Origin of the sequence: Sulfitobacter sp. (assembly GCF_039977885.1) — a bacterium.
In the GTDB taxonomy this organism is placed as follows: Bacteria; Pseudomonadota; Alphaproteobacteria; order Rhodobacterales; family Rhodobacteraceae; genus Sulfitobacter.
Genome location: NZ_JBDWCI010000008.1, coordinates 320,352 through 335,142, shown reverse-complemented (window position 1 = coordinate 335,142; position 14,791 = coordinate 320,352). Strand labels below are relative to the sequence as shown.

Annotated in this window: 3 protein-coding genes; all 3 read left to right on the top strand. The window is 56.3% G+C overall.

Annotated features, from left to right (window positions below):
- Nucleotides 1–24: 24 nt before the first annotated feature.
- The 3 genes from ABJM03_RS06185 (at nt 25) to ABJM03_RS06175 (ending at nt 14,769) form a co-directional block, all read left to right on the top strand.
- Nucleotides 25–936 (top strand): type IV pili methyl-accepting chemotaxis transducer N-terminal domain-containing protein, encoded by a 912-nt coding sequence (locus ABJM03_RS06185; protein WP_348416414.1) that lies wholly within the window; start codon nt 25–27, stop codon nt 934–936.
- An 87-nt stretch (nt 937–1,023) separates the two neighbouring features.
- Nucleotides 1,024–2,739 (top strand): phosphate ABC transporter substrate-binding/OmpA family protein, encoded by a 1,716-nt coding sequence (locus ABJM03_RS06180; protein WP_348416412.1) that lies wholly within the window; start codon nt 1,024–1,026, stop codon nt 2,737–2,739.
- Between the two features lie 522 nt (nt 2,740–3,261).
- Nucleotides 3,262–14,769: an SdrD B-like domain-containing protein gene (locus ABJM03_RS06175; protein WP_348416410.1), complete on the top strand. Its 11,508-nt coding sequence runs from the start codon at nt 3,262–3,264 to the stop codon at nt 14,767–14,769.
- Nucleotides 14,770–14,791: the final 22 nt, after the last annotated feature.

The window sequence follows — 14,791 nt, the reverse complement described above, 5'->3', positions numbered from 1 at the left end:
CAAAGAATATTGGGGACAATAGATATGAGTAAATTTCACAAAAGCTACAGCCGCAGACAGTTCGGCATCGGCTTTGGGGCTGCTGTCGGTGCGCTGTCGCTGAGCGGTACACTTGCGCGCGCTGCGGGTGACAGCGATTTTGCCAATGTGGTGCATCGCGTCGGCCTTGCGGAAGAGCAGGCCGTGATCACACAGCGCATTCCCATGTGCGCGAATTTTATCAAGCTGAACATCGAGCCCTCGCGGTTCATGGTGAACCTTCAGGCCGCTGCGGAACGTTTTGACAAGGTTCTCGTCGGCTTGCGGGAAGGGGATGCCGAGCTCGAGATCAATGCCGAAGGCAGTGGCGAGGTTCTGGAGGCACTGTCCGCTGTCGAGGCCGTCTGGCCAAGCATGCGCGGTGCGGTCGATACCATCATCGAGAAAGAATTCGTAGATGAGGCCGAATTCGACGCCATCGCGCGTGCCAGCTCTGCGCTGTTGTTCATGTCCGAGAATGTCGAGAAACGGCTTGTTTCTGTCTATGGGGACAGCGCCGAGCGTTTGGGTATTCTGATATCGGTCGAGCTGGCGGCACGTCAGGAGATGTTGACGCAGAAAATGGCCAAGGAAGTCGGCAATATCGCGCTTGGCTTCAAAGTTGAGGAAAACCGGAAAATTCTGGCCGGTACTGTAGAGCTTTACGAGAACTCTCTGGAGGCGCTGCTGGGCGGGGTTGAGGCGCTGACCCTGCCGCCCCCACCAGAGCACATCAAGCTTGCCTTGCTCGAAGAGAAGAGCCGTTGGAGCGACCTTGGGCCGATTATTCGCGGTGTTGCGGGTGGCGATGAGCCAGGCCCGCTTGAGCTCTACTCGATCGCTTCGCAGGAAGAGGCGCTGCTGGAGGCTGCCCAGCATATCGAACATCTTTATGTCGTTCTGGGCTCGCAGGGGTAGGGTGTGAAATTGTCAAAGCTAGAGTTTAAGAGTGGCCTGCGGGCCATTAAATCGCCGCTCTCCTCACTTGGGCTCAAGGCGCGGCTGTTGACGTGGGTTGCCGGCACCATGGTGTTTGCAATAGTACCGGTTGCCCATGCGCAGACGGCGCAGACTGTTACACTTGAATCCGAAAATAAAAGTGTGACTATCACGGGTGAGTTGGTCGAATTCAACGACGAGACCTACACCATCAGAGGTGCGTTGGGTCTGATTACTGTGCCGCGCAACGGGGTGCTATGTACCGGTGCCGGCTGCCCTGTGATTGAGGCGGAGGCACCCGAGGTGCCAGCTGCGCGTGATGTTGTGCTGGCTTCGGTGGATGATGAAACCCGTATCACCGGCGAACTGATCGACGTCGAAGCGGAGCATTACGTCATCCGCAATGCGCTGGGCGAATTTCGTATCGCGATTTCGAATGTGGAATGTCTGGGTGAAGCATGCCCCGCGATCGAACAGCCCAAGCCCGGAATCACGATCCTGACAGCGGCATCTGAATATAACGATGTGCTGACCGATTTGCTGGGTGGATATGCACAGGCTCATGGCCAGCGGATCGAAGTCCGCGCGGCTGGCGAAGGCGCGCAAGGGGTGCTGGTGTATTCGAATGACGGTGAGTTGGTTGCGGAAATCAACCTCGAGGTTCGCAATCCGGCCGAAGCAGCCCAAGCGTTCTCTAACGGCGTTGCCAATCTGCTTGTGTATGGTCAAAACAGCATGGACGAGCTGCTTGAGGCGTCGGGCACGGCACCGGCTGTGTCTGTGAATCCTTTGGCCTTTGACGGGCAGGTTGTTGTGGGCCACGCCGGCAACCCTGTGCGTGATCTGAGCATTAACGAGCTTAATCAGATTTGGAGCGGCGATGTCACCTCGTGGCGCCCCTTTGGCGGCGGGGAATTCCCCATTACGCTGCATATGGTCGCCGAGGGCGATGATACAGATGGCTGGCTCACCGGATTGCGTGCCTCCGACACGCCCGGCGTTGTCACACACGCCAGCGAAGAAGAGGTCGTTGCCGCGGTCGAGGCCGACCGCAATGCTTTGGGCATCGTGCATTGGGCAACCGCCCGCAAAACCAAGAGCAAGATGATAGATATGCGGCGTTCCTGCGGTCTGACTTCAAAGCCTTCGGAATTCGGCCTGCGGACACAGCACTATCCCTTTACGAATGCGGTCACTTCCTATGGTCCCGAAGTGGGGATGCAGGAATTCACAAAATCCTTCCTCGACTGGACCCAAACAGCCGCTGCAGCCCCTAGCGTTTCGCAGCATGGGTATCTTGGCGCACAGCCACAGCGGATCAAGCTGGAAGACATGGGCGTTGCCGTGATCCACACCGCGGCTGTGGAGCCTGATTTCGATGGTGCCGAGTTCGCATCCATGATGCGAGAGCTCCGCGCCGCAGACCGGCTGTCGATGACATTCAATTTCATCAGCGGCTCTACGGTTCTTGATCAGGCCTCAGTCGAAAAAGTGAGAAGGCTCGCTGATAGTATGCGCAGCAATGCGTTTCCGGATCAGGAGCTGTTGCTGGTAGGCTTTGCTGATAGCACTGGACCGGCTGCCAACAACACGGCTCTTTCTCTCCGGCGTGCGGAGGCTGTCCGTAGCGTGTTGAACGGTGAATTCGACGAAGCCACGCAGGCCGCTCTGGATGTTGTTCAACTGGGCTATGGTGAGCAGATGCCTGTGGATTGCAACACAACAGACACGGGCCGTGAAAACAATCGGCGCGTCGAAGTCTGGCTGCGCTCCAAGGGCTAGGCCACCCGGGCGGGCTGCAAAGGCTCGTCATCAAGCTATTTTCCGGATCGGAGGCCCCTCTGGTCCGGAAATTTTTCCTCGTCGGAGGAATGCCCAATCTAAGCCCGGTGCCCAGCCGCGTGTTTTATGCCTCCAGCCTGCGCAATTTGCGCGCAAGTGAGGTTTCGAGCGCCTTGGCACCCGATATCGTCGCCCCGTTCAACCGTTGGCGGTAGTTTGCCAGGGCACTCTGTGCTTAGCTAGTCGGGGGCAGATAGGGCATGCTCACTCGCATTAATGCTCTGAATGAATGACCGTAGTTAATGCAATCATAAGTATTGTTAATAAGTTGTTAATCAATTCTCGGCACGATTGCGTGATAAACTCGCCACAACCGATCCAGATATGAAACCGTTGGGCACAAAGTTGCCGACAGATCGTTTCAAAACAATTACCTAGAACACAAATCTACCTTTAATTTTCGGCGCTGATTTTTGGCGGCGCGGAATATAAAGACTACGCTGAAAAATGCAAGGAAAAGTAATGACCCACTTCAATGAACGTTCGGTTTTTGCCACTGTTTGTGAACTGCTGAATACCCTGCGTTATTTGTTGTGTGTAGTTGTCCTTGCTGGATTGGGCGCGGGCGCGGGTCATGCTCAGACGTTTACGATCGGGAATTATGACGTCTACATCAACGACAGGGCGGGTTTTGAAGCCCGCGGGTCAGCAACTGTCGCCGAAGATCCCACTTTGACAACGGCTGCTGCTGCCACATATGCGGGCGGCATCGCTATTACCTCCTCCTATACATTGGGTGAGGGTGGCGGGGCTTTTGCTGTATCAGGGCAGGCGACGACTATTAGTCCTGTCATTAATACAAGCTCGACAGGGACAAGTGTCATTGCCGACATTAGCCCTGATGAAGCGTTGGGATTTAGTATTATCGATGTTTTTGATCACGGTGCAGTTGGATCGTTCAATGATGTCATTTCATTCGCCGCGGGGCTCGATGATCTTTTCACCTTGTCGACTGGTTTGAACGTTGCGTCTGGCTTGACGGGACCGGTCGATGTCAGGCTTCCAGATGGAAGTCTGGTAACAACGGTCACCGTTGGACAGGCGACATCGACCTTTGTCGGGGTCGTTGACAATACTGGTGCTGCACTGAATGCAATTACCATTAGCTATGATTATGAATACCAAGGGGCACCCTTCAACACCGGTCAGGATTTGCACGGTCTTGACCAGATCGTGACAGTTGATTTGGCGACCGAAGTGGAGCTGGAAAAAACTGCGGGGACGCCAACGCTTAACCCGGATGGTACATTTGATGTGACCTACACGTTGGTCATGCAGAACACAGGCGATCTTGCCGTCGAAAACTTGACGTTGTTTGATGATCTCGCATCGCAGTTCGGTGCGGGGTTTACCGCTTCTGATGCCACCGACACGTCCGCCGGGGTTATTGTCGCCCCAAGTATTACGAACTTATCAAATGTATCGGGTGATGCGGTCGCCCCTGATTTGAATGCTAATTACGATGGTGGCACCGCGAATATCTTCAGCGGCACCAGTGGGTTTTTGGGACCTGACGATGCCATTACCGTTTCGTTCGAGGTGCGGATCGACGGTGTCTCGGGCAGCTCGCCGTTTAACAATACGGCGACTGCGGGTGGATCGAATCTGAGCGGGACGACAGTTACCGATGATTCCAGTGCTTCGGTAAGCACTCCTTTTGACACAGGCGAAATCGGTCTTGTGAAGTCGGCTGTTCTGAATGACGACGACGGGATTGCAGGTGTCAGCGCAGGCGATACGATTGACTATACCTATACGGTGACCAACACGAGCACGACGCTGAACGCGCTGAACGTAAGCGTGGCGGAAGCGGCGGGCTTTACGGGGGCGGGCACAGCGCCTGTGCCTGCGGCTGCGGGTGATGGCACGACGATTGACGCGACGGGTACGCTGAATGATCTGGCCCCGGGCGCGAGCCTGACGTGGACGGCAAGCTATACACTCACCCAGGATGACGTGGATGCGGGGCAGGTGGATAACACCGCGACCGCCGCCGCAACCGACCCTTTCAGCAATGCGTTGAGTGATATTTCGGATGAGGCAACCAACGGCGCAGGCACGGGCAATGACGACCCGACCAGCGTTGCATTGACAGCGGACCCCTCTTTGGCAATCCAGAAGTCAGTGAGCACTATACCGGCAAGCATCCAAACTGGCGATGTGATCACCTATACGTTCGAAGTTGAGAACACGGGTAACGTATCGATCGAAAACGTCGTGCCAGCGGACAATGGCCCGTCCTTTAATGCCGTTGTTGGAGCGACCCGTGCTGGCAGCAATTCTTTGTCCAACTTCGCGATTGTAACCGAAGCAGGCTTTGTCAGCACGAGCACAGATGGTGGTCAGACGGTCAGCGTTCTGGCACCCGGCGAAATCGCAAAATTTACCGCAACATATCCGGTAAGTGAGATTGATCTGGCATATATGCGCAACGCAAACAGCCCAACGTCTGCCGTAGACAACAGTGCAACAGCATCAGGCAGCCCCGTGCGCGGCGTATTACCCGCTGTTACACCTTCGCAGATCGAAACTGGCACGGTGATCCCTCGTGTGGCACGACCGGATTTGATCCCCGGGCAGTGTGGGCAGTTTGCCTCCGAGGGGTATATCGATATCATTTCCGGCTTTGATGAAGTGCAACTCGATTTTGGCAGCGGATTGAATGACGATCCGTACACCTATATGAACTTTGCCCGCCAATCGACCGGTGAGATTGAAGTCTTCTACACCGCTCTTGCTTCCAGCTTGACGGGGGATGCTTTCACCACAAGCCCGGTGCCCGACGTCGTTACGGATGATAGCAATAATAGTGGAGGGAATGGCCCTGAGAACGGCGTGCCTGTTGGAAACGGATCGGAAGTATACCGTTTTGCAGTGCGTTTTGATGGCGAACCGGGGACATCCGATACCGTTACACTTCAGACAGCAAATGCGCAGGAACATACAGCCTATTGGGTTACGGATACCTCTGGTAATGTCATTGCGAATTCGGGATCAGTAGCAGGGCAATCGGACGGTTTTCTTCCGACCTTTGTTGCTGGAAGCGGGATCGGCGCGGACCTGACAATCCCGCTCGACTTTCCAGCGGACGGGATTGTCTATGTGAATGTTGTGATGCTTGATGCGACATTGCGCCATGGACCTTTTACATTCACGGGATACGACTGTCCGGCACCAGAACTTGAACTAACGAAAACGGCAACAGTCGGAGCGTTGCAAGCCGATGGGACATTTGACGTCACATATATGCTGGTGACCGAAAACGTCGGTGGCATCACCATGTCCGATCTTACGCTTGAAGATGATTTGACAGCACAATTCGGTGCGGGAGCAGTGGGGGCTATTTCGAACTACTCCGTGTCTGGTGCAACGGCAGCTGGCTCTGTCCAGCCGAATGATGCGTCACCGGCCTACAATGGTTCAAACAGTTTGATTGGCACCGGCGGTGTCTTGGCTCCCAACGACAGTTTCACCGTAACATTTACGGTCAACCTTGATCCGGCCGCTGCTGATGCGGTTGCACCGTTTGCAAATACCGCTGAAGTAAGTGGATTGTCGCCCAGCGTGGCGACGCCTTTCACAGATAACTCTGAAAATGGTGCGGAAACTGCTGACGATACTGACCCGACAACAGCAGAAGTGAGCAATGGGACCGATCCGACCCCAGGGGATGACGATACGGAGGTTCCAACCGTGGTTATCCCCCCCGTTGCGACAGGCGAAATCGGTCTTGTGAAGTCGGCTGTTCTGAATGATGACGACGGTGTTGCGGGTGTTAGCGCTGGCGATACGATTGACTATACCTATACGGTGACCAACACGAGCACGACGCTGAACGCGCTGAACGTAAGCGTGGCGGAAGCGGCGGGCTTTACGGGGACGGGCACAGCGCCTGTGCCTGCGGCTGCGGGTGATGGTACGACGATTGACGCGACGGGTACGCTGAATGATCTGGCCCCGGGCGCGAGCCTGACATGGACGGCAAGCTATACACTCACCCAGGATGACGTGGACGCGGGGCAGGTGGATAACACGGCGACCGCCGCCGCGACTGATCCTTTCAACAATGCGTTGAGCGATATTTCGGATGAGGCAACCAACGGCGCAGGCACCGACAATGACGACCCGACCAGCGTTACATTGACGCGCGCGCCTGAACTCGACGTTGCCAAATCTGCCAGCGTAGGCACGCTGCAGGCGGATGGCACGGTTGATGTGACCTATACGGTCGAGATTGCGAACACAGGGAATGTGACGCTAAGCCCGCTGACCCTGGTGGACGACCTGACAGCGGCGGACCAATTGGGCACGGCGTTCAACGGGATTGTCACGGCTCCTGCGGCTCCGACACTGACCAACACCTCCGGCGACTCCACCGCCCCGAGCCAGAACGCAGCCTATGACGGCACAGACGGCTTGCTGTCCGGCACGGATGGCAGCTTGGCCCCCGGCGACAGCGTGAGTGTGACCTTCACAGTCAATGTGGACCCGAATGCGGCGAATGCACCTGCATCCTTGGAAAACACGGCAACGGCGACCGGTACCGCGCCGGACGGCACGGTTGCGACAGACCTGTCTGACACGGATACAGCGCCGGACGGCACAGCAGATGCCACCACAAACGTGGCCGGTGGTAACGGTGATCCGACAGTGATCACCCCACCAGCGGAAGTTGGCGAAATCGGCCTGGTGAAAACGGCAGTGTTGAATGATGATGACGGGATTGCCGGTATCTCGGCCGGTGACACCATCGATTACACCTATGTGGCGACGAATAATTCGACCACGGTCAACCTGTACAATGTCACTGTGGACGAGCCTAACACGCAGGACAATGCGTTTTCGGGCTCTGGCACGGTGCCAACTCCGGTACATGAAGCAGGCACTGGTGCCGACCTTGATGCGGGTGAGGGGACGCCGACGGATATCGCGCCGGGCGAAAGCGTGACATTCACCGCGAGCTATACGATTACCCAGTCCGATATTGATGCTGGTGGCGTTGAAAACTCGGCAGTGGTGTCAGCCGAGAATCCTTCGGGCGCTCTTGTGACCGATAGCTCTGATGAAAGCGATCCTGCGATTGAAAATGATGATCCGACCTTTGTGCCTTTGGAGGCCGAGCCGTCGATCTCATTGGTTAAATCCATTACCGGTCTGAGTGACAGCAATGGTTCGGGTTTGCTGGATGCCGGCGACACGGTGACATTTACCTTTGCTGCGCAGAACACAGGCAACACGGCTTTGGCTGATGTCGCCGTCACAGATGCGGGTCTTGCGCCTATTACGCTTGTGCAATCGGTCGGGTTCGACGGTGATCTGGCTGTTATGGAAGGGCCGGTTGTTATTGCGACTGCGACCTATGTTCTGACAGACGCGGATATCAATGCAGGCGGGATCGAGAATTCGGCAACTGTCGATGCGACACCTGTTGCGACCAACCCGGATGGAACACCTGATCCGTTGACACCATTGCGCGACAGCACGGGTGCCTTGCTTGATCCGGTCGATGATGTCTCGGATGCAGGGACCCAGCCCGAGATTGATCCAGCCACTGGGCTGCCGGTTCTGGTTGACGCAGCCGAAACAGTTGAAACGCCTGATCTGGCAAATGGTACGGACGGTGATCCCACCAATGATCCCACGGCATTGCTGGTTCCGGCACCGTCTGTTGCGGTTGTGAAGTCGGTATCGGCGGTGATTGATACCAATGGCAACGGCTTTACAGATGCAGGGGATGAGGTTCAGTTCACCTTCTCGGTCGAGAATACGGGCAATACCGCCCTGACGGATATTGTCGTTGATGATCCTCTGCCGGGTCTGACCATCACAGGCAGCCCGATCGCATCGCTTGCGGTGGGCAGCGCGCCCAATACGACCGTGCGCGGTAGCTATCTGCTGACGCAGGATGATGTGGCCCAAGGGGGTATCGAAAACAGTGCGACGGTTCAGGCAACTGCAGTTGACGCAGCGGGTGTGCCGATTGCGGATCCGTTCGGCGGCGGCCAAGCTGTTACTGTTGCGGATGTCTCGGATGCAGGGACTGCGGCTGATGGCGATACCGTTGTTGCACCGCAAGACGCTGAAACTGCGGCGCTTGACGGGTCTACCGATGCGGATGCAACCAATGACCCGACCGTTTTCCTGATCACGCCACAGCCGTCGATCGAAGTTGTAAAGTCGCTGGCGGATGTTGTTGATACCAATGGCAATGGCCTTGTCGATGCGGGCGATCGCGTTGACTACAGCTTTGTTGTGACCAACACGGGTAACGTCGATCTTAGCGGGGTAAGCATCGCTGATGATCTGGTTGCAGTTTCAGGCGGGCCTATCGTGCTTGAAATCGGAGCGACGGATACCTCTAGCTTTACGGCGCAATACATCATTACAGCTCAGGATGTTGAGGCGGGTGGTGTTGAAAACACGGCCACCGCATCGGGCACGGCAACGGATGCATCGGGTGCGCCGATCACGGATCCGATCACAGGCGTAGCATTGACCGCCGAGGATGACAGCGACAGCGGCTCGACGCCGGATCTGGACGCCAATGGCAATCCCGTCACTCAAAACAACGCAGCCACGACAGAAACACCTGCGCTTGACGGCAGTACGGATGCAGATCCTGCCAATGACCCGACGGTTTTGTTCATTGCCACCCCGAGTGTGAGCATAGTCAAATCCTTGGCCAATGCGATGGATGACAATATCCCGGGGGGCGATGGTTTGTTCGGCGGCGAAGGCGACACGCTTGTCTACCGCTTTACCGTGACCAATACCGGCAACACGAGCTTGTCCGGAGTGACCGTGACGGATCCGACAGCGACTGTATCGGGTGGCCCGATTGATTTGGCCGTTGGGGCCGGTGACAGCGTTTCCTTTACAGCGACATATATCGTGACCAGCGCGGACATCGACACAGGTTTCGTGGAGAACTCGGCTACTGTTACGGGGGCCGCGGTGAATGACGCGGGGACTCCGATCTTTGGTCCGGATGGTGGTGCGTTGAGCGTTTCGGATGTTTCTGACACGGGAACGAACCCTGACGCCTCTACAGTGACCGATCCTGAAGCCGTCGAAAGCGAAGGACCCGAAGGGGCCACGGTAGCTGATAATGATCCTACCAATGACCCGACTGTTTCTTTCGTGCCCAGCAATGCGTTGCCGCAGATCAGTGTGATCAAATCGGTTGCATCTGTTGCTGATAGTTCGGGCGATGGTCTGGTTGGCGAAGGCGATACTGTTACCTATCGCTTTACCGTTGCGAACACCGGTAATGTGGCGCTCGCGGATGTGACTATCACCGATGACATCGCGACTGTGTCAGGCGGCCCGATCACGCTTGCGATTGGTGCCACAGATAGCACCAGCTTTACCGCCACGGCCGTTATCACGGCCGCACAGGCAGCTGCTGGCGCGATCGAGAACACAGCGCAGGCGACAGGCAACGGTGTTAATTCAGCCGGTGATCCGATCCGCGACCAGAACGGTACGCCTTTGGTCGCTGCCGATACGTCGGATGCGGGTACGCAGCCGGAGGTACCACAAAGCGGTGTCCCGACAGCGATCAATGATCCCGAAGGAAATGAGACAGCTGACGCGAACGGGGCAACTGACGGTGATCCTGCAAATGACCCGACGGTGCTGTTCTTGCCGATGCCGGAAATGCAGTTGGTCAAATCGGTGGCTTCGGTCACGGATACCAACGGAAGTGGCGTTACAGATGCGGGGGATACCCTCACCTATGCCTTCACAGTGACCAATACCGGCAATGCAGATTTGATTGATATCACTGTTACCGACAGTCTTGCGGGTGTCACCGTATCCGGTAACCCGATTGCCAGTTTGGCACAGGGCGAGGTGAGCTCGGGCCAGATCACGGCGACCTATACGTTGCTCCAGGCAGACATTGTTGCCGGCGGTGTTGAAAACACGGCTTCCGCCTCTGGTACGGCAGTTGGCAGCGATGGTGCCCCACTGGGGGACCCGCTAAATCCCAACCAGCCGCTTGGTGTGACGGATGTATCTGATGCAGGTACAGCACCTGACGGAACTGTTGTTGCGGATCCAGAAGGCTCCGAGACGCCAGACCTTGGCAACCAGACCGATGCGGTCGCGGGCAATGATCCAACGGTATTTATCGTTCCTGCCGCGCCCAGCATCGAGTTGATCAAATCGGCTTCCAGTTTCAACGATCTTGATGGTGACGGGCTTCCTGGATTGAACGATGAAGTGATCTATAGCTTTGTTGTGCGCAATACCGGCAACGTTGCCCTTGGGAGCGTCGAAGTATTCGATCCGCTTGGTACTGTGGCCGGTGGCCCGATCTCGCTTGCGATTGGTGCCTCCAACAGCACTGAATTCACGCTGACCTATGCGATTACGCAATCCGATGTCACACAGGGCGGGGTCGAGAATACCGCAACGGCACAAGGCACTGCTGTGGATACTGCCGGTAATCCGGTCGCTGATCCCAACACGGGCGCACCACAGCTGGCGACGGATATATCCGATACCGGTTCCGAGTCCGAATTGGGTGCGAATGGTGTGCCAGACCTCCTTGCTGATCCTGCAAATACGGAATCGGCTGATTTGAGTGGTGGCACAGATCAGGATCCTACGAATGATCCGACTGTCATCGTGTTGCCCACGCCAGAGCTTACCTTGGTAAAGTCTACCTCCAATGTCTTTGACACAAACGAAGACGGTCTGTTTGGCGGTGAAGGCGACGAGGTGACCTATCAGTTCACAGTCACCAATACAGGCAACATCGCCCTGAGCGGTGTCACGCTGAGCGATGATACGGCTGAAGTGTCAGGCGGGCCTGTCGATCTGGCTGTCGGGCAGGGGGATAGCGTCACGTTCACGGCCAGCTATGTGGTGACTGCAGAAGATATTGCCCGCGGTTTTGTCGAAAACACGGCAGTGGCTACCGGCAATGGCGTCAGCGCAGATGGCGCGCCACTTGTTGACCTGAACGGCGCGCCTATTGTGGTGTCCGATCGTTCGGATACGGGGACGAACCCGGATGTCAGCACGGTTGATGATCCGGCCGCGACTGAAACGCCGGATGGCGAGGGAAACACGGACACTGATCCGGGCAATGACCCGACAGTGACATCTGTGCCGTCCAACGCGCTGCCTCAATTGGAAGTGATCAAATCTATCGTATCTGTAACCGACGACGGAGACGCGATGATCGGCGTAGGCGATACTGTACTCTACAGCTTTGCTGTGACGAATACAGGCAACGTGGCCTTGGCTGATGTGACAATTGCCGATGATCTGGTTGCGGTAAACGGTGGCCCTGTATCTCTGGCGCTGGGTGAGACCGATACGGATAGCTTCACCGCAAGCTATGTCCTGACCCAAGCCGATATTGATGCCGGAGGGGTGCAGAACACCGCAACGGCAACGGGCGGTGCTGTGAATGCTCAGGGGAATCCGATCACGGCACCCGGTGGTGGCGATCAGTTGCTCGCGAGCGATGTCAGCGATTCTGGCACTGCAGGTGAAGTGGGCGAAGATGGCGCGATCACTGTGATTACCGATCCCGGTGGGACGGAAACACCTGACCTATTGGGCCAGACAGATAGCGATCCGACAAATGATCCGACTGTCTTGCTGATCCCGAGCCCGTCTATTGATGTGCAAAAGTCGGTTGCAAGCGCACCCGATAGCAATGGTGACGGCGTGTTCGGGGGTATCGGTGATACGTTGTTCTATTCCTTTGTGGTGACCAATACCGGCAATGTCGCGCTGGCCGATGTTACACTCACAGACCCAACTGCAGATGTTGCGGGCGGGCCCATCAATCTGGGCATAGGTGACAGCGACACGACCAGCTTTACGGCAACCTATATTGTCACTGCGAATGATGTGAACGTGATCGGGTTTGTTGAAAATACCGCAACGGTCTCAGGTACCGCTTTGGGCACTGACGGGGCTCCGTTGGGTGATCCGGCCAATCCGGGCGCATCCATCATCGTGAGCGATATTTCCGATACCGGCACGGACAGGAGCGGCGAGACAATCGACAACCCGCTCGGGACCGAAACGGCAAACGGCGCTGGCGCTACTGACGGCGATGCGACGAATGACCCGACAGTGTTCAACGTACCTGCCACGGCCGAGCCCGAGATCGAGCTTGTGAAGTCTGTGAGCAGCGTCTTTGACACGGATAATGACGCGGTTCTGGGTGGCAAGGACGATGAGGTTCTGTATTCATTCGACGTGACCAATACAGGGGACGTTACCCTGCTTGATGTGGTGGTCACCGATCCTTTGCTTGGCGGTGTTGTGGGTACCATTGCGCGGTTGGAGCCGCTTGCCTCTGTCACGTTGACGGCCAGCTACATTATCACCGAAGAGGATCAGACTGCGGGCTTTGTTGAAAATACAGCAACCGCGAGCGGTACGGCGGTAAACGGGGACGGCACGCCTTTGCTTGACCCCGAGACCGGTGCGCCATTGCTTGCCACTGACGTGAGCGATACCGGCACCGATCAAAGCGGCGAGGTTGTCGAGGGGGCATCAGGTACCGAAACGCCTGACTTTGTCGGCCAGACGGATAGCGACCCGACAAACGATCCAACTGTTCTGGCGATCCCGCTTTCGGTGCCTGACACAGCGGTCAGCGGTCTGGTCTTCTTTGACTCCGATCAGGACGGTGTATTCAACAATAACGATACATTGCTTTCTGGATTTAGAGTGCAGCTGCGCGATGAAAACGGCGATATTGTTGCGATCACCACCAGTGATGCGAATGGTTTCTATTCATTGGAAGGGTTTGCGGTCGGAACGCTTGATATCGAATTCGTTGATCCCGAAAGCGGTGAGATCATCGGCACGATCGAGGGGCTTGTCTTTGAACGGAATACTGTTCTGAGTGATCAGGATCAGGCGGTGATCGGCGATCCGCAAGTGGGTCAATTGGTTCTGACCAAGTCGACCCCGCTTGCTACAGTTGTTCTGGGTACGAGCGTGCCTTACACGATCACCGTTCAGAATACGTCGGGCTTGCCGGTACAGGCGAATGTGGTCGATAGATTGCCATCAGGGTTCTTGTATACACCTGATACTGGCGCAATCGAGGGCGTCGCAATTGAGCCATTGGTTCAAGGTCGGACCCTCACTTGGGAAGATATTGAAATCCCGGGTGCGACGACCATCACGCTTCAATTGATTGCGCGTGTCGGGCCAAGTGCACCGACAGGTGAGCTGGTCAATATTGTACGTGCATCCGATCCTGTAACAGGTGAAGCTCTTGCCACACCGGCCACTGCAACAGTTCGCCGTGTGCCCGAAGCAATCTTTGAATGCTCGGACGTGATCGGCAAGGTGTTCGATGACCGGAACTTTAACGGCTATCAGGACGATGTGCGGGATAACCGAAGTGCCGCGATCACGGATCAGTCTATCTTTACGGGTAAATACGCCGGCAAAGGGGAATCCCTGCCGACCGAAGACAAGCGCGAGCTGGGCCTGTCGAATATCCGGATCTCAACACCGACGGGTACGATCATTACGACAGATGAACACGGGCGCTTTAATGTGCCATGTGCGGAGCTGCCTGATGCATCGGGTCGTAACTTTACCCTGAAGGTCGATGAAAGGTCGCTGCCAACGGGCTACCGTATGACAACGGAAAACCCGCGCAGCTTGCGCCTGACGGCTGGTATCGCGACCGAGATGAACTTTGGCGCGGCATTGGGTCGGGTTCTGGATGTTGATCTGACGGCTGCGGCATTCAACGGTGAAGAGCCGGTGAAACGTCTTGATGATGGTCTGGTCAGCCTGTTGACCAAAGTCGCCAAAACACCATCGGTCATCCGCATCAGCTATTTCACCAACGGGGAAGACAAAAAGCTGGCCCTGAGACGGGTGGCCAAGCTTGAAGACCTCATTGCGAAACGCTGGAAGCGGATCGGACATTACAGGCTGATTGTCGAAACCGACATCAAACGTCTGCAATGAGCGCTGGGAATAGGACATTGAA